The sequence below is a fragment of the Paenibacillus sp. FSL H7-0735 genome, assembly GCF_038008505.1.
Lineage (GTDB): Bacteria > Bacillota > Bacilli > Paenibacillales > Paenibacillaceae > Paenibacillus_AQ > Paenibacillus_AQ odorifer.
This window is the reverse complement of sequence record NZ_JBBOZH010000001.1, coordinates 4,023,581-4,043,816: the sequence shown is the minus strand read 5'-3', so window position 1 is coordinate 4,043,816 and position 20,236 is coordinate 4,023,581. Positions and strand designations below refer to the sequence as shown.

The 20,236-nt window shown below is 43.1% G+C and carries 21 protein-coding genes; 18 read left to right on the top strand and 3 right to left on the bottom strand.

Annotated features, from left to right (window positions below; all coding sequences use genetic code 11):
* Positions 1 to 238: 238 nt before the first annotated feature.
* The 4 genes from NSS82_RS32710 to NSS82_RS18340 all read left to right on the top strand — a co-directional run bounded on the left by NSS82_RS32710 (position 239) and on the right by NSS82_RS18340 (position 4,228).
* Positions 239 to 1,057, top strand: coding sequence for a transporter substrate-binding domain-containing protein (locus NSS82_RS32710; protein WP_036687634.1), 819 nt, complete (start codon positions 239 to 241; stop codon positions 1,055 to 1,057).
* A 105-nt stretch (positions 1,058 to 1,162) separates the two neighbouring features.
* The gene (locus NSS82_RS32705) at positions 1,163 to 1,828 is read left to right on the top strand and encodes an amino acid ABC transporter permease (protein ID WP_235219554.1); all 666 of its coding nucleotides are present in this window, start codon (positions 1,163 to 1,165) and stop codon (positions 1,826 to 1,828) included.
* Positions 1,815 to 2,537: an amino acid ABC transporter ATP-binding protein gene (locus NSS82_RS18345; RefSeq protein ID WP_036687633.1), complete on the top strand. Its 723-nt coding sequence runs from the start codon at positions 1,815 to 1,817 to the stop codon at positions 2,535 to 2,537. The genes NSS82_RS32705 and NSS82_RS18345 overlap by 14 nt, the downstream gene beginning before the upstream one ends.
* A 161-nt stretch (positions 2,538 to 2,698) precedes the next feature.
* On the top strand, positions 2,699 to 4,228 hold the full coding sequence (locus NSS82_RS18340; RefSeq protein ID WP_076273273.1) for a Ppx/GppA phosphatase family protein: 1,530 nt from the start codon (positions 2,699 to 2,701) through the stop codon (positions 4,226 to 4,228).
* Here NSS82_RS18340 and ppk1 read toward each other — a convergent pair.
* Complete coding sequence (gene ppk1 / locus NSS82_RS18335; protein ID WP_036687629.1) at positions 4,176 to 6,290, bottom strand: polyphosphate kinase 1; 2,115 nt, start codon at positions 6,288 to 6,290, stop codon at positions 4,176 to 4,178. The two genes, NSS82_RS18340 and ppk1, sit on opposite strands and share 53 nt — an antisense overlap.
* A gap of 400 nt (positions 6,291 to 6,690) precedes the next feature.
* Between ppk1 and NSS82_RS18330 the strand changes: the two genes are divergently transcribed.
* Positions 6,691 to 7,347, top strand: a complete 657-nt coding sequence (locus NSS82_RS18330; RefSeq protein WP_038571518.1) for a 3D domain-containing protein — start codon at positions 6,691 to 6,693, stop codon at positions 7,345 to 7,347.
* A gap of 104 nt (positions 7,348 to 7,451) precedes the next feature.
* On the opposite strand, the gene NSS82_RS18325 is transcribed toward NSS82_RS18330, so the two are convergent.
* Positions 7,452 to 8,333, bottom strand: a complete 882-nt coding sequence (locus NSS82_RS18325) for a polysaccharide deacetylase family protein (RefSeq protein WP_036687626.1) — start codon at positions 8,331 to 8,333, stop codon at positions 7,452 to 7,454.
* Between the two features lie 187 nt (positions 8,334 to 8,520).
* Here NSS82_RS18325 and NSS82_RS18320 point away from each other — a divergent pair, with 187 nt between their 5' ends.
* From NSS82_RS18320 to NSS82_RS18285, 8 genes are all read left to right on the top strand, one after another.
* The gene (locus NSS82_RS18320; protein WP_076141996.1) at positions 8,521 to 9,555 is read left to right on the top strand and encodes an NADH:flavin oxidoreductase/NADH oxidase; all 1,035 of its coding nucleotides are present in this window, start codon (positions 8,521 to 8,523) and stop codon (positions 9,553 to 9,555) included.
* 87 nt (positions 9,556 to 9,642) lie between these two features.
* Positions 9,643 to 10,347: a dihydroorotate dehydrogenase electron transfer subunit gene (locus NSS82_RS18315; RefSeq protein ID WP_038571515.1), complete on the top strand. Its 705-nt coding sequence runs from the start codon at positions 9,643 to 9,645 to the stop codon at positions 10,345 to 10,347.
* The gene (locus NSS82_RS18310) at positions 10,340 to 11,272 is read left to right on the top strand and encodes a dihydroorotate dehydrogenase (protein ID WP_038571513.1); all 933 of its coding nucleotides are present in this window, start codon (positions 10,340 to 10,342) and stop codon (positions 11,270 to 11,272) included. Before NSS82_RS18315 ends, NSS82_RS18310 begins: the two co-directional genes overlap by 8 nt.
* 24 nt (positions 11,273 to 11,296) lie before the next feature.
* Positions 11,297 to 11,635: a prenylated flavin chaperone LpdD gene (gene lpdD, locus NSS82_RS18305; RefSeq protein ID WP_256717052.1), complete on the top strand. Its 339-nt coding sequence runs from the start codon at positions 11,297 to 11,299 to the stop codon at positions 11,633 to 11,635.
* 70 nt (positions 11,636 to 11,705) lie between these two features.
* Positions 11,706 to 12,374 (top strand): PspA/IM30 family protein, encoded by a 669-nt coding sequence (locus tag NSS82_RS18300; RefSeq protein WP_036687619.1) that lies wholly within the window; start codon positions 11,706 to 11,708, stop codon positions 12,372 to 12,374.
* A 123-nt stretch (positions 12,375 to 12,497) separates the two neighbouring features.
* Positions 12,498 to 12,902: a DUF350 domain-containing protein gene (locus NSS82_RS18295; RefSeq protein ID WP_036687618.1), complete on the top strand. Its 405-nt coding sequence runs from the start codon at positions 12,498 to 12,500 to the stop codon at positions 12,900 to 12,902.
* Between the two features lie 14 nt (positions 12,903 to 12,916).
* Complete coding sequence (locus NSS82_RS18290; protein ID WP_036687616.1) at positions 12,917 to 13,423, top strand: DUF4178 domain-containing protein; 507 nt, start codon at positions 12,917 to 12,919, stop codon at positions 13,421 to 13,423.
* 170 nt (positions 13,424 to 13,593) lie between these two features.
* A complete protein-coding gene (locus NSS82_RS18285; RefSeq protein ID WP_076273272.1) occupies positions 13,594 to 14,856 on the top strand; it encodes a molybdopterin molybdotransferase MoeA in 1,263 nt (420 codons plus the stop codon).
* Positions 14,857 to 15,556: 700 nt separating this feature from the next.
* On the opposite strand, the gene xerS is transcribed toward NSS82_RS18285, so the two are convergent.
* Positions 15,557 to 16,639, bottom strand: coding sequence for a tyrosine recombinase XerS (gene xerS, locus NSS82_RS18280; RefSeq protein ID WP_036687613.1), 1,083 nt, complete (start codon positions 16,637 to 16,639; stop codon positions 15,557 to 15,559).
* A gap of 165 nt (positions 16,640 to 16,804) precedes the next feature.
* On the opposite strand from xerS, the gene NSS82_RS18275 reads away from it, so the two are divergent.
* From NSS82_RS18275 to NSS82_RS18255, 5 genes are all read left to right on the top strand, one after another.
* Entirely contained in the window at positions 16,805 to 17,314 is a 510-nt protein-coding gene (locus tag NSS82_RS18275; RefSeq protein ID WP_063829840.1) for a GNAT family N-acetyltransferase, read from the top strand.
* Positions 17,315 to 17,679: 365 nt separating this feature from the next.
* Positions 17,680 to 17,781: a sporulation protein YjcZ gene (locus tag NSS82_RS18270; RefSeq protein WP_197069683.1), complete on the top strand. Its 102-nt coding sequence runs from the start codon at positions 17,680 to 17,682 to the stop codon at positions 17,779 to 17,781.
* Positions 17,782 to 17,966: 185 nt separating this feature from the next.
* Positions 17,967 to 18,590, top strand: a complete 624-nt coding sequence (locus tag NSS82_RS18265) for a TetR/AcrR family transcriptional regulator (protein WP_038571504.1) — start codon at positions 17,967 to 17,969, stop codon at positions 18,588 to 18,590.
* Between the two features lie 61 nt (positions 18,591 to 18,651).
* Entirely contained in the window at positions 18,652 to 19,503 is an 852-nt protein-coding gene (locus tag NSS82_RS18260; protein WP_081382429.1) for a hypothetical protein, read from the top strand.
* A 33-nt stretch (positions 19,504 to 19,536) separates the two neighbouring features.
* Positions 19,537 to 20,016 (top strand): flavodoxin domain-containing protein, encoded by a 480-nt coding sequence (locus NSS82_RS18255; protein WP_076273271.1) that lies wholly within the window; start codon positions 19,537 to 19,539, stop codon positions 20,014 to 20,016.
* The last annotated feature ends 220 nt before the right edge of the window (positions 20,017 to 20,236 follow it).

Sequence of the window (20,236 nt, the reverse complement as noted above, 5' to 3'; positions counted from 1 at the left end):
GGGGATGAACAATCGAATGATTTAGCTAGTATAGGGGATAGTAAAAATGTATAAATCTTGCTTCATCGTGAATAAAAGCGGTTTTTTAGTTGTGTATTATAGAATTACCCTCATAGAAATCCATTAAAAGGAAGTTATTGTCACAATTATGCCTTTGCATATTCATGCGTTCTGATTTATAATAAGTCAGTCATTGGGTCAACTTAGATTTTTTCATATGAATAGGGGAGATATAGAAATGAACAAATGGGGTAAACTTAGTTTAGGAATGGTATTAGCGGTAGGTCTGCTCTCAGGCTGCGGTCAAAATAAAAATGATAATGATACCGCTGCTAGTGGTAATGCAAATTCCGGTGCAGTTACTAAAAAGCTGATTATGGGAACAAGTGCAGATTTTCCTCCGTACGAATTCCATAAAGTAGTGGACGGAAAAGATACCATCGTAGGTTTCGATATCGACATCGCTAAAGAAATTGCTGCTGACATGGGCGCTGAGCTTGAAGTTAAGGATCTGCCTTTTGATTCACTGCTTAACGAATTGTCCAGTGGACGTGTAGATATGGTGATTTCCGGTCTTAGCCCGACTGAAGAACGCAAAAAAGCGGTTGAACTCTCAGATATTTATTACAAAGCAGAGCAAGCTATTGTAGTGCGCGAAGCAGATAAAGATAAATACGCTACTATGGACGCGGTGAAGGGCACCAAAATTGGTGTACAGACAGGCTCTATTCAAGAAGAAATCGCCAAAGAGATTGAAGGCGCAAAGATCACTTCTCTTGGTAAAATCTCCGAGATCGTTCTGCAATTGCAATCTAACCGTATCGATACAGCAATTATTGAAGGACCTGTAGCCAAATCTTTTGTTAAGAATTTAGCGGGTCTTGTAATTACCGATGCTAAGCCTGAAGTAGAAGATGATGGATACGCAATTGGTATTAAAAAAGGCAATACAGAGCTTCTAGATAAAGTAAATGCAACACTTAAACGTCTAGAATCAGAAGGTAAGATTGATGAATATGTAGCGGCAGCCAGTGAGCTTGCTGAAAGCACGAAGTAAGGAATGGAGATTGTTTTAGGTCTGCTGAAGTAAATTGTATGTGTATTACAGAAAATAGCGGAACTTTGCTATTTTCTATTTTTTTGGAGATAGGGGGATAAGATATTGGATATTACTTTATTTAGAATGGCTTATGATTATCGTGATCTTTTCTTGACTGGATTACAATATACCTTGCTTCTTGCTGTTCTTGGTGTCTTTTTTGGCTTCATTCTTGGGATTATCGTCTCTCTACTACGGATGTCAAAATGGAGAGTGTTACGTTTCTTAGCCACTGCTTGGGTTGAATTTTTGCGGGGCACTCCAATGCTTGTGCAACTGTTTCTCATCCATTACGGGCTGGCGACGTTTGGGATTGAGTTTACTCCGATTCAGTCCGGGGCGATTACACTCTCCATTAACAGTTCTGCTTATCTGGCAGAAATATTTCGCGCCGGGATTCAGGGTGTCGATCGTGGACAAACGGAGGCCGCACGTTCACTTGGAATGAAACAAGGGATGACAATGCGTCATATTGTACTTCCTCAGGCACTTAAAAGTGTACTTCCGGCAATCGGTAATGAATTCATTACCATTATCAAGGAATCATCAATTATTTCATTTATCGGAGTAACGGATTTGATGTTTCAAGCTCGTACGGTTACAACGATTTCGTATGATGGTATGACACCACTCGTGATTGCTGCCTTTATGTATTTTGTTCTAACATTTACGCTTTCCAAGATCCTAGGTAGACTCGAAAGGAGGCTGAATACCGATGATCGCCGTTAAGAACCTGCAGAAGCATTATGGAAAGCTGGAGATTCTCAAGGGAATCGATTTGGAGATTAAAAAGGGTGAGGTTGTCGTTGTAATCGGGCCCAGTGGTTCGGGAAAAAGTACCTTTCTGCGTTGCTTGAATCTATTGGAGCAGCCTACAGGTGGAGAGATCACTTTTGAAGGGGAATCGATCACCTCAAAGAAGCATGATATCAATGCAACGCGTGAGAAGATGGGGATGGTTTTTCAACAGTTCAACCTTTTTCCGCACAAAACCGTTCTGCAAAACATTACACTCGCACCGATTAAAGTAAGAAAACAGCAACAGGCTGTGGCCGATAAATTCGCAATGGAGCTCCTCAAGACTGTAGGGCTTGAAGATAAAAAGGATGTTTATCCAGCTCAATTGTCCGGTGGACAGAAGCAGCGGATTGCGATTGCTCGTGCATTAGCCATGCAGCCGCATGTGATGCTTTTTGATGAGCCTACCTCAGCGCTTGATCCGGAAATGGTAGGAGAGGTACTTGAGGTTATGAAAAAGCTTGCCGAAGACGGAATGACAATGGTTATTGTTACACATGAGATGGGCTTTGCCCGTGAAGTGGGTGACCGCATTCTGTTTATGGATGGCGGGGTAATCGTTGAACAGGGTACTCCTGAACAAGTATTTGGTAATCCTACACATGCTCGGACTAAGGATTTTTTAAGTAAAGTATTATAAAGAATTCGTCAAAACGGCCCTGGACAAGTATCCGGTGGCCGTTTTGTTATAGGGTCCTGAGGGTAATGTGGGGATATATCGCTGGGACTGAGTTCATTTATTTATGTAAACCATGTATAATAGATGGTCAGTCAATCAACAGGAAAAGGAGTACATACATAATGAGAGATGATCTACGCCGGATAGGCATTATTGATATTGGTTCGAACTCCATTCGTCTTGTAATTTATGATACAACGCGCGAAGGAGGCTATAAGATCATCAAGGAGTGTAAGTACTCCGCTCGCCTTAGTGAGAAGATTACGAAGGAGAATAGTCTGGAACAAAAGGACATGGAAACGATTGTTCCGGTCTTGCGGCAGTTTAAGGAAATCTGCAATGCTTTTGCAGTGGAAACCATTCGGGCGGGTGCAACGGCAGCTATTCGTAATGCAGCTAACTCAAGCGAAATAATAAGCTTTTTGTCACAATCTTCTTCCATTCCGATTGAGGTGATCAGTGGCCACCAGGAGGCATATTATGGCTTCTTGGGTGTTATTAATGCCTTTAATGTTGAGGATGGTTATGTCATTGATATTGGTGGCGGGAGTACTGAAATCACTCTTTTTTGTCAGCGGCGTTATCAACACAGCATTTCTTTCCCGTTTGGGGCAGTAAATACCAACCTAATGTTTGGCCAAGGTGGGAATTGGAGCGATGAGCAGATTCACAAGCTGCAGACCTTTGTTCTGGGCAGGCTGGTTGAGCATGATTGGCTAAATGCCAAAGCTGGGCTTCCTTTATTCGGTTTAGGAGGGACGGTTCGTTCTTTGGGGAAGCTGGATCAGAAGACACGAGCATACTCATTGCCTAACTCCCACGGTTATACGATGACCAGTGAGACAATCGAGCACTTTATGAACACCCTACCTTCAATGCCTTACGAAAAACGTAAGGATTTAGATGGATTATCTAAGAGTCGGGCGGATATCATTGTATCCGGGTTGATTATTTTCCATACGGTGTATCAGTATATTGGGGCGAGTGAGGCGATAATCAGCGGGGAGGGACTCAGAGAAGGTTTGCTGCATGATCTGTTGGAGCCGGAGCAGCCAGTGCGTGATAGTGCTTTAGAATATAGCTTAAACACGATTATTCGCTTTGATATTCATACCTCTAAACGGTATTTAGATCATATCAACAAGCTAGCGCTCAGCCTGTTTGACGCATTTAAAGATGAATCGAATAGAGCAGAGCACGAGATGTTAATCTATGTGTCCATCATGCTGCATCGTACGGGAACGAATATTAACTATTACCAATCCAAACGACATACTTTGTATTGGTTGATGAATTCACCGATTCGTGGACTTACCCACCGTCAGCTTATTCTTTGCGCTATGATTGCCTCATACAGCACAAAAAGCCGGAAGCAGAAATTGTCCCAACAACATAAGGACATTTTGCTGCCATCCGACGAAGAGTGGATTCATAAGCTCGGATCGCTTGTCCAGCTTAGCATTGCGCTGGACAGCACGGAGATTGGAATTGTAAGCGGCCTGAAGGCCAATCTGCACGGCAATACGCTTCATCTAGACTTAGAGGGCGCATCGTCACTGCTAATTGGCCTAGAGGACATTGAGAACGCGATAAAAGCATTTAAGAATGCTTGGGCGGTGAAGGTAAAACTCGGCTTCCCTTCCAACGTGTAACATCCATTGCAGCAAACTGGCTCCGGAAAGGGGCCTTTTTGTCGTCTGGTTGTTCGTAATATCCATTAGCCTGCAAGAAGCTGGCTTTAACATTATCTTGTAGAGACAACTCTAGAATCTTGACGATCTGTTTACGGATGCCGCTGTCTCTGACAGGACACATCAGCTCAATCCGGCGGGTTAGGTTTCTAGTCATCCAGTCGGCACTGGATAAATACACCTCAGGTTTGCCGCCATTTTCGAAATAATAGATCCGGGAGTGCTCCAGAAAACGGTCTACGATACTGCGTACTGTAATGTTTTCACTTAAGCCCTCTATTCCCGGACGTAGGCAGCAAACCCCTCGCACGATTAAGTCAATGGAGACACCGGCTTGGGCTGCGCCATATAAATCGTCGATCACTTGCTGATTAGAGAGTGAGTTCATCTTGGCGATTATGCGTGCGGGTCTGCCTGCCCGCGCATGTTCAGCTTCACGCATCATTAGCTTTTGCAGGGATAAGCTCATATTCGTTGGCGCTACAATGAAGGAATGCCAGTCAAAATTAGCCGAATATCCAGTCATTTGATTAAACAGCTCGGAAGCATCCAGTCCGATATCGCTTTGGGCGGTGAATAGACTGAGATCCGTGTAAGCCTTGGCTGTACTGTCATTATAGTTTCCTGTGCCTACATGCACGTAACGACGCAGTTCAGGGCCTTCCTGGCGGACAATCAAGGTCACTTTGGCATGCGTTTTGAGTCCGATCAGACCATAAACGACATGACAGCCTGATTTTTCAAGCTGGCGTGCCCAAGCGATGTTCCGTTCCTCATCAAATCGGGCTTTTAACTCTACAACCACTGTAACTTGCTTGCCAGACTCCGCAGCATTGGCTAGTGCAGTGATAAGTGGAGAATTTCCGCTGACGCGGTATAAGGTCATTTTAATAGCCATCACTTGCTCATCTTCTGAAGCTTGAATGATAAAGTCTGTCATCGCATCAAAAGACTCGTAAGGGTGGTAGACTAATACATCCCGTTCACGCAGCACCTCGAAGAAATCCTCGTTTTCTTGAAATTCAGCAGGGTAGACCGGCTCAATAGGTGGATAGTTCAAGTAACTAAAACCTTTTAAGCTTCCGGCAAAATTACGAAGAAAGCCCAGATCGAGCGGACCTTCTATTTCAAATACGAAGTCCTCCAGCTCAAATTCAGCTTGTAGCTGCTCAAGAGCATAGGGATGGATACCTTTTTGTACCTCCAGACGAGCAGGCACCCCGCGACGACGCTTGCGCAGCTCTTTTTCGATCTCTTCCAGCAGATCCTCGGCACCTTCCTCATCGATTGTAAGATCTGAGTTACGAGTCAAACGAAACTCACTAACCGCAACAGGTTCGTAACCGCTGAATAAGGTTTGAATGTGATGGCGGATCACATCTTCAATAAATACAAATTGTCTTTTCTTACTATTAGAGCGGTGTGGAAGAGGGATACATCTTGGCAGATTCGAAGGAATTTGCAGGATAGCAAAATAAGGCTCCTCTTCAAGGCCATTCTTACGAGTAAGAACAACAGCTAGGTAGATAAACTGGCTGTGCACGAGTGGAAACGGCCGGCTCTGATCAACAGCCATTGGCGTAAGTACAGGATAGATGATATCCCGGTAATACTGTTCTATGGACTGCTCTTGGGCATGGGTAAGATCCTTATAATCCACAAATACGATGCCTTCTTTATGCAAACTCCGCGAAATATCACGGAATGTCCGGTATTGATCGGCAATGATTTTGGTTACGCGTTTGATGAGGCGTTTATACAGACCGGAAGGGGTGTAGCCTGTGAAATCTTTTTTAGTATAACCCGCCCGGATCTGATCTTGAATTCCCGCTACGCGAACGCTTATGAATTCATCCAGATTGCTCGAGACGATTGCCAGAAATCTGGCACGTTCCATTAAAGGGTTATCAGGGTCCTGCGCCTCCTTGAGTACACGGCGGTTAAATTCGATCCAGCTCAAATCCCTATTGAGGTAAGCAGTGGCTGGACTGCTTTGGTTGTTTTTAATCTCTTCTGTATTCATGGGACCTCCAAATATGCTTCGATGTCTGTATCTCAAATCTATTTATCATATTCTATCATTTTACTATTGGATGAGGCACGAAATGTTAAATCTATGTAAAATCTCAAAGAATATTATTTAATTATCTTATATAATAGGATATGATTGTCGCTGATTAGTTAACATAATGAAAATTATGTTAACTAATCAGCGGATCAAAGACAATAATTAAACATGTTATTTCAGAATGGTAACAATTACATACGCATAGGTTACAAAATTGTGATATATTAAGTCCTGTCAGTTTTACAAAAGACAACAATACATCAGGACATCACACAAGATGTACATAAGTACAGGAAATGTACACGAGCGTATACGGAAGTCATACCGCTTACGCCCATCTAAAGAGGAGGCATTTATGAAGAACAAGTTCAGAACCATTAAAACCCTTGCTGCAGTTATGGGAATTAGTGCATTGCTGCACACCGCTCCTGCTTTTGCAGACAGCGTTCATATTGCAAAGGAAGGCAATACTTTCTATACTCTTTCTCAACAATACAATGTCGGTGTTAATGATCTAATGAAAGCTAATCCAAACGTTGCAGCTCTTAATATTTACGATGGACTTAAAATAACGATCCCTAGTAAAATGCAAGCAGAGTCTGTAGCTACGACAGAAACTCCAGTGCTTACCCCAAGCCTGAATGTTACTCCAGAATCAAAAACAGTTGAAGCATGGGGCAAGTCATTTAACTATGAGAAAACGATACAAGTTAAGGCTTCTGCTTATTCCTCAGCGGCTAGTGAGAATGGAGGCTGGGGTGCGGTTGATTATTTTGGAAACCCACTTAAGCTAGGAACCATTGCGGTTGATCCAAGTGTAATTCCTCTTGGAACAAAAGTGTTGGTTACCGGCCATTCACACTCAGGATTGCCTAAAGAAGCTTTTCTGGCTACTGCAACCGATATGGGAAGTGCCATTAAAGGAAACCGCATCGATATCTTTATTCCAGGCAGCCAAAGCTTTGTAGCGGATTTTGGTTATCAATATGTACAATTATACATTGTTAAATAGCTAGATAAAAATATAGAGATTTATACAGAGATATGGAATGGTTTTAAATAGGTTAAATAAGAAACGGAGGGAGTCCTTAGCGGCTGCCTCCGTTTCTTATTTATTTATTTATTTTTAGAGACCTGCAGCAATTGAGGCACGGTAACGAAAGAATAGCCGCGTTTACGCATAATCGTGATTACCTCAGGTAAAGCCTGAATCGTTCCACTAAGATCACTACCCGGCCCACCTCCACCATGCTGAAGGATAATTGCTCCTTTTCCTGCATTAGCTAAGATGTTATTTCTAACTTGAGTTTTGGAAAGTCCCTTCCAGTCCAACGAATCCACATTCCAATTTACGAGCTTATAACCATGATTTTTTGCCCATCTCAATTGTTGCTCAGAGATATCTCCATAGGGTGGACGAATCAGGCGAGGTTTATATCCGGCCAAGGTTTGAATAATGTTCTCGGTCTCAATGATCTGTGATCTGAAATCATGCATCTTCAGCTTCACAAACTGAGGATGGTCATAAGAGTGATTTCCAATAGCATGTCCTTCTCTAATCATCCGCTTCACTAGAGCAGGATGTTTCTCAGCTCGGCTTCCTACCACGAAGAAGGTTGCTTTGACATGATATTTTTTAAGAACATCTAGCAATTGGGGTGTAAACCTTGGGTCAGGCACATCGTCAAAAGTTAAGGCGATGACTTTATTCCGAGGACCGCTGGTCTTAAAGGTCTCGGGATATTTGTGTAATAGCTGACTCAGAGACAAGCCCTTAGTGTTCTTATTGTTGCTGCTCGTTGAATTATTTGTAGTAGAAGTTCCCGCAGATATCGCCTTGTCTTCGTCAGTGGTCTGCGTACTTTTAATTTGATCCTGTGAGGACTTCTGATTCTGAGCTGGAGCTGAAGCAACCTCTGCTGAAGAGGTTGGAAATAGCAGGACAATGATTGATCCTAATACTACCAGCAGTTTCTGGACTCTCCGTTGATCATACATCCCCAAATGCCTCCTTTACTACCTGATCATCACCATATTCTTCATTGTTATCTCCATTGAAGGATGAATTTATGCCGTTTCTTCAAGGTCTCTGGTAAAGATTTCTTGCACACACTAATGCGTGTATACTAAATAGAACGGGATATTCCCGGGCCAATTATAGACAGGTGGAAGGATGGGGACAAGGATGTCAGAATTGTTTGCACCTTATGAATTGAAGGGTTTAACGCTGAAAAATCGTATTGTTATGCCACCTATGTGCCAGTATTCGGTGGATAAAGAGGATGGCATCCCCAATGATTGGCATTTTGTTCATTATGTAAGCCGTGCTATTGGAGGTACTGGTCTAATCATTGTCGAGATGACTGGAGTACATCCGGACGGTAGAATAACGAACCGGGATACAGGGATTTGGAGTGATACGCATATAGAGGCGTATCGTAAGCTCACAGATAGTGTACATGCCTATGGAGCAAAAATAGCCATTCAACTAGGGCATGCCGGACGTAAAGCGGTCGATGCTGAGCCGCCGGTTGCCCCTTCTGCAATTCCTTTTGATGCTCGTTCTAAGCAGCCACAGGTGCTTTCTAAGGAAGGCATCCTTGAGATGATAGAAGCCTTTCGTGATGCCGCTCGTCGAGCTGTGGAGGCAGGATTTGATACTGTGGAGATTCATGGTGCGCATGGTTACTTAATTCACCAGTTTCATTCACCTCTGTCCAACCTCAGAGAGGATGAATATGGACAAGATCCTGCACTTTTTGGAGAACAAGTAGTTGCAGCAATCCGAGAAGTAGTGCCAGTAGATATGCCCTTGATCATGAGGGTATCCGCGAAAGAATATGTTGATGGTGGATACGATGCTGCCTATGCCCTGGAGTTTTGCCGCCGATATAAGGATGCTGGAGTGGATATGTTCCATGTGTCTTCAGGTGGTGAAGGGCCCATTGGCTCTAATGGTGGACCTAATGCGGGCCCAGCCTACCAAGCAGATCTGGCAGAATATATTCGCAGTGGATTACAAGTGCCAGTAATTGCGGTAGGACGGCTTGAAGCCTATTCTGAGGCACAGTCCATCATTGCAGAAAAAAGGGCGGAGCTTGTAGCTATTGGCCGTGGGATGTTAAGTGATCCTTATTGGGCTTTACATGCTGAAGAAGCGCTTGGTGGCGTACATGATGTACCTAAACCTTATGAACGTGGGATTTGGAAAAGAGGCTAGACCGTTTTCGATGTGAAGTTTGTCACAGATTTTATGCTCCTTCTAAGGCAATCTTAATAAAGATAAAATTTGAAGGAGCTTGATAACGTGGGGACGGTTCTAAGTAACGAACGGCTGACAGATGGTGTGTATCACCTTAAGGTAGAGACGAATAGTGGCGGAGCAATGGGTCAATTCTACATGTTACGGGCATGGGGAGCTTACCCCATCCTATCCAGACCCTTAAGTATACATGAAGTACACGAGGATAGTGTTGAATTTCTGTATCACGTAGTTGGGGAAGGTACGGAGATATTCTCACGGCTGGGTTCAGGTGATTCGGTAGAGCTTGAGGGCCCTTTTGGAAATGGATTTCCACAGGTTGAAGGGAAGGTTGCGCTCATCGGCGGTGGGATCGGAATTGCACCGCTATATTATTGTGCGAAGCAGCTTCCGGGGAGTGATATCTTTTTGGGCTTTAGCCGTGAAGCTTACCGGACAGAAGCGTTTCGCCCACTTGCAAGTGAGCTTGTAGTCGATGTTGGCGGTTTAATTTTGGATAGTGTGGATTTCAGCCAATATGATCATGTCTTTGTCTGCGGCCCACACCCTATGCTTAAAGCTGCTCAACGTAAAGGCATTGCTGCTGAAGAAGCAGGCAGTAGAACGAAAGTATACCTTTCTCTAGAGAACCGAATGGCTTGTGGGATTGGAGCCTGTCTGGTCTGCAGTGTATCCTGCCGTGATGGCCAAAAGAAGGCCTGTGCAGACGGACCTGTGTTTCTTTCTGAGGAGGTGATTTTCCATGACTAAGTTGAACACAACAATTGCTGGCGTTCATTTTAAAAATCCAATTATAATGGCCTCTGGAACGTTTGGTTTTGGCCGTGAATATGGCAAGCTGTATGATGTGTCTCTGCTGGGCGGAATCTCTGGCAAGGGATTAACCCTCAATCCGAAAGCGGGAAATCCCGGCACTCGTGTATATGAGACAGCTTCTGGTATGCTGAATAGTGTGGGACTCGAGAATCCGGGTGTAGCTGCATTTATAGATAAAGAATGCCCTTATTGGGAAACACTCGATACTGCTCGTTTGGTCAACCTGGGTGGAGGCACACTTGAAGATTATGTTCTTGGTGCTGAGATGATTCAGCGGGATGCAGATGCTCGTGCGAGTGCAGGTAAGACAGCAGTGGACATGATTGAATTGAATATTTCTTGTCCAAATGTTAAAGAGGGCGGCATTGCGTTTGGGATCCAAACTTCAGAAGCTCAAAAAGTAGTACAGGCTGTTAGACGCGCAACTAAACTGCCCCTCGCTGTAAAGCTGTCGCCGGGAGCCGAAAATATCGTTGAAATGGCACAAATGTGTCAGGAGGAGGGAGCAGACGCTGTCTCACTCATCAACACGATCTCAGGAATGAAGATTGATGTCCGCCGCAGAAGCAGTGTATTCAATAACTTATATGCTGGATTGTCTGGACCTGCGATTAAGCCTGTCGCTCTTCGTATGGTGCATCAAGTTGCACAAAACGTAACGATTCCCGTGATCGGAATGGGTGGCATCACTTCAGCAACGGATATCATCGAGTTTATTATGGCAGGTGCTGCAGTTATCCAAGTGGGAACTTATAATTTCATGAACTTGCGTGCAGGTAGTCAGCTAGTTGCAGAGCTTGAGCAATTTATGGTTGAAGAAAATATTCAATCACTAGAGGAAATACGGGGCATTATATAAAGTGAAGTAGTGAGGGGAATACTATTGACTACTAACCAGATTGATCCTGAGGATATTGAGCTGAAGGCGACGGCTGTCGGACGTGATCTCTTGCTCTTAATTAGTGGAGGTGTTCGGCATATTGGTGCCACGAGTACTGCTTATCTGGAGGGGGAGCAGGTTAAAGTACTGACTTCAGCGGTTCCTCATCATAAAGAGCACACGATAAGCGAGCCCATTGCGATCAAAGTAGCTGAAGCGCTGAACAAGACGGTCACAGTAGTGATGGGGATTCATTACGACAATCTCACGAAAGAAGGTATTATGGAAGTCGTGGAAATTGTGAATTTAAAAGTAAATCAATATTTAGCGCAACAAATATGAAACGGTAGTGGCAATTCTACGTAAAAGATAGCATGTGAGGAATTAAATTATCTTTTGGAGGAATGAAACCATGTCTATATTTAAAAGATTGCGCGATTTAACCATGTCTAATGTGAACGCGATTATTGACAAAGCAGAAGACCCGATTAAAATGACAGATCAATACATTCGTGATATGACCGAAGATTTAGAAGATGCAGAAAAAGCTGTAGCGGCGCAAATCGCCATTGAGAAGAAATTCAAACAGCTGTATGAAGAACAAGAAGCGCTTGTTAACAAACGTACCCAACAGGCTCATGCAGCAGCTCAAGCGGGTAATGTTGACCTTGCTCGCCGCGCTCTGGAAGAGAAAAATGCTGCTGAAGCTAAACTGGTAGAATACAAAGCCAGCTTTGATCAGAACAAAGCCTCTGCGGATAACCTTCGTGGCAAGCTTGAAGAGATGCGCAAACAGCTTACCCAAATGAAGAACAAACGTGAGACATTGGTTGCGCGTTATAACGCTGCCAAAGCTCAAACCGAGATCAACAAAGCAATGAGCGGATTTAGCTCCGATTCAGCGTCTGCAGGTCTCAAACGTATGGAAGATAAAATGCTGCAAGCAGAAGCTCAGGCTGAAGCCAGCAATGAGATGAGTTCAGGCAATAAATCTCTGGATGATGAATTCGAGAAGCTGAACAAAGATCAAGCGGTTGAAGATGAACTGGCGGCTCTGATGAAACAATACGAGAAGCAATAACATTTGATCTTTAGCCGGTTCACGGCTGGTGTTCACAGGCGAAGGGGAGACAGAAATTCGTTTCTTCTTCGCTTTATCTATGCTTATGAAAGGCATGCAAAATGATTAAGCGGGGGCTATAGAATGGATCTCCATATTCTGGTGTCCATGGTCGTGTGGACGGTGAGCGGCGCTGTGTTGCTGTTTGTACTGATGTATATAGATTCACTTTTTACTCGTTATAACGATATTGAAGAGTTAAAGGCTGGAAATATGGCGGTGACTACACGGTTTGTAATGAAGCTTTTAGCTCAGGCCTTCATTTTATCTTCATCGATAGCGGCTTCCAATAGTTTGTTAGATGCGTTGCTGATTTCGTTGGTATCATTTTTGCTTTTGTTAATTTTAGAAAGAACGGTCCGGCTTCTACTAGCAAATTGGGGGAAGCTGGATCTGGATCATGGTACACAGCTTGGTAAAATCGGATATGGCCTGCTATCAGGTTCACTGCAAATTACGGGTGCTTTAATTATTACTGCCTTTATGTAGGAGGAACGATCAAGTTGAGTATGTGGAAACGTATAGGTAACCTTTTCTCTAAGCCAGCGCCTCAGGAAGTTCAAAAAAGTATGCTTAATTTGTCTCCCGGAGACATTTGTGAAGTATCGCTTGTCACCTATGAAGTTACTGGCCGGACACATAATCGGGGCCGTAATGCTGTAGTTCTGACCCTTAGAGATGGAAGCCAGATATCTTATCTTCATATAGAAGAGCGGGAACAGCTGCAATATGGATTGTACAGACCTATCGATGGGCGGTTAGATAATCCTGCTGAGGTTCCAGCAACTCTTGAGCTCGATGGCTATACATTTTTCCTGGAGGAAGAATATGAAGGTTTTGTTGCTGTTGCAGGTCAGACGCCATTTATGAATGGTGGAGAGCAGCATGTGTGGCAATATCAATCAGATGATTCACGTCTACTGCGTGTAGAGTGGCAACATGGACGGTTTATGCTTTATGAAGGGGAGAAAATAATCCCTGGGGATGTAAAGGTAATTAGAGCATCCTAGCCTAGTAGAGAAGTAATGGATCACTATACCGGGAAAAAATTTTTGTAGAAAAGGCTGCTGCCCATAAACATGGATGGTGGCCTTTTGTGTTTATAATTTTACTTCAAGAGGTCTCATGTTAAAATAATACCTATTACAGCAAAAATCGACGTTTCAGAGCGGAGGTCTTTATGAAGGATAATAAATTTCAGCGGGAAGCGCTGCAAGTCAAAGAAGCTCAGGCCAAAATAATCAAATATGCCAATCCGCTAGAATCAGAAAACGTATCGCTAGATGAGTGTTGTGGACGTTATTTGGCTGAAAAAGTGATTGCCCCACACACATTTCCTGCGTTTAATCGTTCGAGTATGGATGGATATGCGATTATAGCGTCGGACACCCATAACTGTGTTAATGGACAAGTTGTATGGTTAGAAATTGTGGATAATATTCCGTGTGGTGCAGTGCCTGCGGTAGATATAACTCCGGGAACAGCCGCAAGAATTATGACTGGTGCACAAGTACCGGTTGGGGCAGATGCTGTGGTGATGCTGGAGGTCACGGAGAGACGTGAAGAGGAAGGAAAGACTTACGTTGGTATTCGAAAAAAACTAGAGGCAAACATTAATATCACACCTCAAGGTTTCGAATTAAGCCAAGGAGATCTTGTATTGCCTATAGGAAGGTTAATCTCTGCGGGGGATATAGCTGTTCTTGCAGCGTTTGGATTACATACCGTGAAAGTCTATCGTCGTCCTAAGGTAGCCATCTTTGCCACAGGAACAGAGCTGCTGGAAGTGCATGAGCCGCTGGAGCCTGGCAAAATCCGCAATAGTAACTCCCCTATGCTCGAAGCTCTAGTCAAAGAGACAGGGGGTGTTCCAGTAATGTTAGGCGCTATTGTGGATGATCTGGAGCTGGCTAGAAGTAAAGTACAGATGGCGCTGGAAACTTATGATTTTGTGATCACAACGGGTGGCGTTTCTGTGGGGGATTATGATATCATGGGCGACTTGGTTCGCGAACAAAGTGGTAATATGTTGTTCAACAAAGTGACGATGCGTCCAGGAAGCGTAACTACTGCTGCGGTTAGAGAGGGTAAGCTGCTGTTAGCTTTATCCGGGAATCCGGGGGCTTGTTTCGTTGGGTTCCAACTGTTTGCACGGCCTGTGATTTCTCTGATGCAAAGTGCTTCTCAGCCCTTTTTACCGGAATGGAACGTTACACTCGGTACAGATTATAAAAGAGTGAATAATTTTACTAGATTTGTGCGAGCTCGCTTAGAAATAAAAGACGGCAGCTTGTTTGCTTATCCGGCACTCATTGATGAATCTTCCGTAACGGTCACGATCAAGGATAGCGACTGTTTGATAGTTGTACCCCCAGAAGAAAAGGGGCTATCTGCCGGAGATAAGGTAACGGTGATCAAGCTGCCAGGAGAGATTCGGGGCTAGATGTGGATGGTACTCTGCCCATCGATGATGAACAAAATTTCACCGCAGGTATTGGAGTAATTAAAGGTATTTGATATCCACGCACGCACAGAAATCGTCATAGAATTGCTAGGTCAACGGTATTATTTCCAATATTTCAACATATGAAAAATTCACAATAGATAAGCAAAAAACAGCGTTCCTGCTAACCCAATAGTCGCTAACAACCGGTTTTAAAGGGAGGGTTACCCCAGAAATTAGAATAAGAAAACCCACTTACGTACCGTAAGTGGGTTTTTAGTGCAACAATAATCGGGTTAGGGGTGCCCGCCGAATGTAATTCAAATTTGAAGAAAAGCGAAAGTAAAGTTTCCGGGTAGGCGACACAAATCGCAGTAAATCTCCTATCGGAAGAGTTACTGCTCTATTGTTTTGAGTTATTGGCTGCGCCACTGCCGAGATTAATCACCCGCGGACGCTTACGGACCCAGATGATCTTATTTGCATATTTATCACCTTTTAAGCGGGGTTTCGGACCTCAGCGTCGCTATTTCATAGCATGGAGCTCATATTTGCGTATTTCAGGCCAATAGCGACCTTGAGGTCCGTTAGCCACCCAAATATGAGATAATCCTGTGTTTAAGGTCCGCTGAGACCGATAACATCTCTGCACTAGCGAAGAGCGGCTACTCATCCGAAGTATGAGCTCCCTTTGTGATCATTAATTATCGACACGCCGCTCGATCGCCTCAGACATCGTTTTATCCGTTAAATGAGCGTAGATCTCAGTTGTTTCGGTGGATGCGTGCCCGAGCTGTTCCTTCGTTTTATAAATATCATTTTGCAGATAATAATCTGTTGCAAAAGAATGACGCAGCTTATGAACCGTAAGATACGGTTTACCAAAGCGTTTAGCGTACTTAATAATCATTTCTTGAATCGCACGTTTGGTCATACGTTTGCCTTCTTGACGCCCGTTAGGGAGAGAGATAAATAAGGCCTTTTCTCTCTTGGGTGTTTTGTAGCGAGATTGGCGCAGACTAAGATAAAGAGCTAGATCATCTTTAGCTTGCTCTCTAAAATAGACGGGTGTCTTAAACGTTTCGTCATTATTCCCTTTGCGGGTGACATAGAGCAGCTTGTTGTTAATATCCAAATCGTCTACGTTTAGATTGACTACCTCAGATACACGCAGGCCAGAGTTCAGAATCAAGCTGGCAATACAGGCATCACGCTCGTGATTCAATTGAAACGAATAATAAGCCTGTTTGTTGCCTTCCACATCCCGTCCATACCCTTCATAAATGTACCCCACAAACTCCAGTAATTCCTCATCTTCCAAAATCTTACCTTTTAATTTAGCAGCAGTATCCTTTGGCTTATGTGTTCGTTTGACCTCAACCTTAGCCATAATGTTTCGCTTAAGCAATGGATAAAAGTTCTCGTCCTCAGCGATTTGACTTAAATAATGAAATAAGGAGCGTAATGCAGATAGTTTACGGGATACAGTAACACGAGTGTTCGTACCTTCGGCTCGGGTAGTTAGATGCAACCGATATCCGACAATACTGTCCATATGTAGGGTTTCCAATTCTAGAAGCGTGATCTCGGTATTTGAGCCGGCTTGGGATAAGCCCTCTGCCCGCAACCAGCCGAAAAAAGATTCATAATCCCGGATATACTCCAGCAGTGTGGAGGGGGAGAGATCAGGCCGTTTATAGTCAATAAACTGCTGAACGAACCAGGGCATGAGGGGTAGCTTTTGATCAAGTTTTTTACGGTCATCGTTCTTTTGAACGCTCATGTGATTCACCTTTTTCCATAGATTGCATAAAATTTCTCCTTTCTATCTTAACATGTTTTGTCCCATATTGGACTTTGAATGAAGGGGAAACTAGGTACGAGCCTTGCTCCTGATGCCGGTAAGCTTTATGATGTGAAGTAAACATAAATGTCAGAGGTGCACATAATGAAACTTGAAATTGAGCTGGTTCCCAAAGAACGTAAGCATACTATAAGCAGATTAATGCAGTTCTACCTATATGATTTCACCCGTTATTTGGAATTTGAAGTCAATCAAGACGGGGTATTTCCGGCCTATCCGGGACTAGAAGCTTATTGGAGTAGCGGGAATAATAAATTCGCATATTTGTTTAAGGTGGACGGGCATATTGCTGGTTTTGCTTTGGTGGACAGGTTATTGCGTAATCCTGAAGGCCAGTTTTATATGACTGAGTTTTTTGTGATGCAAAAATACCGCCGAAGTGGTGTAGGTACATGGGCTGCGCATAAGCTATTTGATATGTACTCTGGTGAATGGAAGGTTTCACAAGTCCGTGCGAATACGCCCGCTCGTGATTTCTGGCATAAAGTGATCGGGGACTATACCCATGGAGAGTTTCAAGAGCGCTTTAATCCACAACAAGGCAACCCCAGCCAATACTTCAACACATTAACTATTAATCGAATTAAGAAATGAAAATCCGTGTGTTTTCGGGTTTTTCTTAAAGAAGGAGTTTACTATTAACAGCAAATGGAATGGAAAAGTGGTGCTAAGCGAGTGAGCGCTAGACAGTGGAGGATGACCAAGAGAGCGTCAAGAAGGACGGCCAGGAAACTGTATTTTTTATAAAACTGGCTAGCTATTAAGAACATATACGAATTGTAAAGTAATGAGCATCTAATGCTCTCTACTTTAGTTAACATAACATTATTTATGTAAACCAATTAAACCATTCACCATAAAAAGGGTCGTTGGTTTATTTTTTGTGTTCAAAATACCCAGTCAGTGAGGGCAATATTGCATATCTTATGATGTACTCAATTACAAAGGAGGAGTCAACAATGGGCGAATTTGCAGGAGGATACGGTGGTTTCACTTCCACAGGAGCTATTCTGGTTCTGTTTATCCTGTTGGTTATCATTACTAAAACCCTCTGTCTGTAATCCTTTAACTTCACAAATTAAAGGTTCCGTCAGTCTAAATGACTGGCGGATTTTTTATGTCCAGATATGTAGATTGGAGGAGGGGAATACATGTGACTAAGGATATTGACATAATACTAATCCAAAACATATATTAAACAGTGTTCAAAGATTAAACAATGTTCAACACATGAGGAGACAAATTTATGACTAAAGAACAACGAAAAGTACGTGAGCGTGAAGAAATGAGAAATCTGATCCTGCAAAATGCAGCTTTATTGATTGCTGAAGAGGGAATAGAGAAGCTCTCTATCCGAAAAATCGCTGAGAAAATCGAATATTCACCGGGAATTATTTATCATTATTTTAAAGGCAAAGAAGAGATTATCGAGAACTATTTGCAACAAAAATATACGGATATGCTTACTGAGCTTCAGTCTGTGCAACAAGAGGTACAGCAGGAATTACCTCCAGATACACTTTTAAAACGATCATTGGAGAAGTTCATCAGGATGTCTCTTTCCACGGGTGTAGAATACCGGAATGTCATGCTAAACGATACGCCGGCTGTTCTTAGTTACACAGCTGTTCTATTTAGAGGAGCAGCCCAGGAGCGTAAAGCGATTGGGATGCTCTGCCAGGGCCTGTTCAGATTTGAAGCACAGAAAAACCGTGAGGAAGCTTTCGTAGAACTCACTGCTCAGGTGATATGGAGTGCAGCGTTCGGTTTAATTATGCGTTTGCTTGTCGAAAAAGATCTGCCTGATGATCAGGTCGAAGCTCTGATTTCATGTCATTTGGATTCAATGGTTGCTATTGCCTCCAGGTAAAATCTAAATATTTTCATGAAGGGAGGGGGAGGTTGTTATAAAACATATAAGGAAAGTCGTAGTGCTGTCGGTGTTGATTTCGGTTATTGCAGTGTTTGCAACAGCGGTTGGGTTGTTTTCAGATGGGATAAGTGATGGAACAAAATATACTTTTACGTCAATATGGGGCGAGGATGTAAAGCTTCAGGGGTCAGGAGTGTACAGCCATGATTCTGTCTCTGCGGCGGCACAAGCTAAAGCACAGGATGGAGTTACATTATTTCTTGCCATACCTTTACTGCTCAGTTCGCTCATCATGACAATTAAAGGCTCGATAAAGGGGAGGATGCTCCTTACGGGCACTCTGGGGTACTTTTTATATACTTACGCATCCTACAGCTTTCTGACGATGTACAATTCATTGTTTTTAGTTTATGTGCTGTTGTTTTCTTTAAGTTTTTTCGCATTCATCCTAGCCTTATTTTCCTTCGATAAAGAATCCATACATACTTACTTTAAAAACAGTTTACCTTCTAAAGGAATCGGCTTTTCACTAATGGTTATTGCTTTTATGATTTTATTTCTCTGGCTAGGGAAAATACTGAATTCACTACTGGGGGGAATACCGCCACAAGGGCTAGAGCACTATAGTACGTTGGTAATTCAAGTTTTGGATCTTGCGATCTTGGTCCCATTAGCAATTGTTACGGGGATTATGGTCATTCGTAGACAACCTTTTGGGTACCTACTGGCAACTGTCGTTGTTTTCAAAGGAGTTACATTACTGCTAGCAATTACGGCAATGCTGGCGGCAATGATCTATAGCGGTGTGGCTGTGTCTATAGCCGAGTGTGTAATTTTTCCGACGATGGCTTTAGCTATTGCTGCTTGTATGGTTATTTTGTTAAAGCATGTACGTGAACCCTTAAGATAATAAGTGACCAGCGAGCGGAAGGGAGCGATTAGAATGAAGACAATAATTATGTTTACCTCGAAATATGGGTGTGCGGAGAAAGCGGCTTATTTATTAAAATCTCAACTGGGCGAAGAAACCGAAGTAGTTAATTTGATGCATGCTAAAGAGCCGACACTGGAACGATATGATACGGTCATCTTGGGAGGATCTATTTATTATGGGAAAATCCAAAAACAAATGACTGATTTTACAGCAAAATATCAACATGAACTAGGGAAAAAACGAGTAGGATTGTTTATTTGTGCAGGAGCAAAAGGTGAGGAGGCCTCACAAGAATTGAAATCTGCGTTTCCAGAAGTGTTATATAACCAATCGGTGACGAAAGAAGTTTTTGGAGATGAGATCTATGAAGAGAAGCTAACTTTGCTAGATCGGTTTGTATTGCGGATGGTAAAAGGAAAAAATAAGAACGTAAATGGGTTGTCAAAAGAGACGATAGAGCGTTTTGCGCTTGCTATGAAAAGGTTGTGAAAGTGAGTGGACGAGCGAGCATCTGAACGCACTTCAGATTATAGTTAACATAATTATTATTATGTTAACTATAATCTTGACATTCAAAAAAAGTGGTCCTTCTTGTGAGAAGAGTTTTACTTCCTTATATCCAGTGTCTGTTCATCGAAACATGAAAACCCTACAGAATCGTGCAGAAAAAGTCGGGAAGGTAAAAACCTTCTCTGATAACCTATAATTA

Coding starts and splice junctions, on each gene's coding strand:
- NSS82_RS18330 (WP_038571518.1), top strand. CDS start 6,691: ATGAAGAACAAGTTCAGAACCATTAAAACCCTTGCTGCAGTTATGGGA.
- ppk1 (WP_036687629.1), bottom strand. CDS start 6,290: ATGAATACAGAAGAGATTAAAAACAACCAAAGCAGTCCAGCCACTGCT.
- NSS82_RS18255 (WP_076273271.1), top strand. CDS start 19,537: ATGAAGACAATAATTATGTTTACCTCGAAATATGGGTGTGCGGAGAAA.
- NSS82_RS18285 (WP_076273272.1), top strand. CDS start 13,594: ATGAAGGATAATAAATTTCAGCGGGAAGCGCTGCAAGTCAAAGAAGCT.
- NSS82_RS18320 (WP_076141996.1), top strand. CDS start 8,521: ATGTCAGAATTGTTTGCACCTTATGAATTGAAGGGTTTAACGCTGAAA.
- NSS82_RS18295 (WP_036687618.1), top strand. CDS start 12,498: ATGGATCTCCATATTCTGGTGTCCATGGTCGTGTGGACGGTGAGCGGC.
- NSS82_RS18340 (WP_076273273.1), top strand. CDS start 2,699: ATGAGAGATGATCTACGCCGGATAGGCATTATTGATATTGGTTCGAAC.
- xerS (WP_036687613.1), bottom strand. CDS start 16,639: ATGAGCGTTCAAAAGAACGATGACCGTAAAAAACTTGATCAAAAGCTA.
- NSS82_RS18275 (WP_063829840.1), top strand. CDS start 16,805: ATGAAACTTGAAATTGAGCTGGTTCCCAAAGAACGTAAGCATACTATA.
- NSS82_RS32710 (WP_036687634.1), top strand. CDS start 239: ATGAACAAATGGGGTAAACTTAGTTTAGGAATGGTATTAGCGGTAGGT.
- NSS82_RS18310 (WP_038571513.1), top strand. CDS start 10,340: ATGACTAAGTTGAACACAACAATTGCTGGCGTTCATTTTAAAAATCCA.
- NSS82_RS18270 (WP_197069683.1), top strand. CDS start 17,680: ATGGGCGAATTTGCAGGAGGATACGGTGGTTTCACTTCCACAGGAGCT.
- NSS82_RS18300 (WP_036687619.1), top strand. CDS start 11,706: ATGTCTATATTTAAAAGATTGCGCGATTTAACCATGTCTAATGTGAAC.
- NSS82_RS18265 (WP_038571504.1), top strand. CDS start 17,967: ATGACTAAAGAACAACGAAAAGTACGTGAGCGTGAAGAAATGAGAAAT.
- NSS82_RS18325 (WP_036687626.1), bottom strand. CDS start 8,333: ATGTATGATCAACGGAGAGTCCAGAAACTGCTGGTAGTATTAGGATCA.
- NSS82_RS18345 (WP_036687633.1), top strand. CDS start 1,815: ATGATCGCCGTTAAGAACCTGCAGAAGCATTATGGAAAGCTGGAGATT.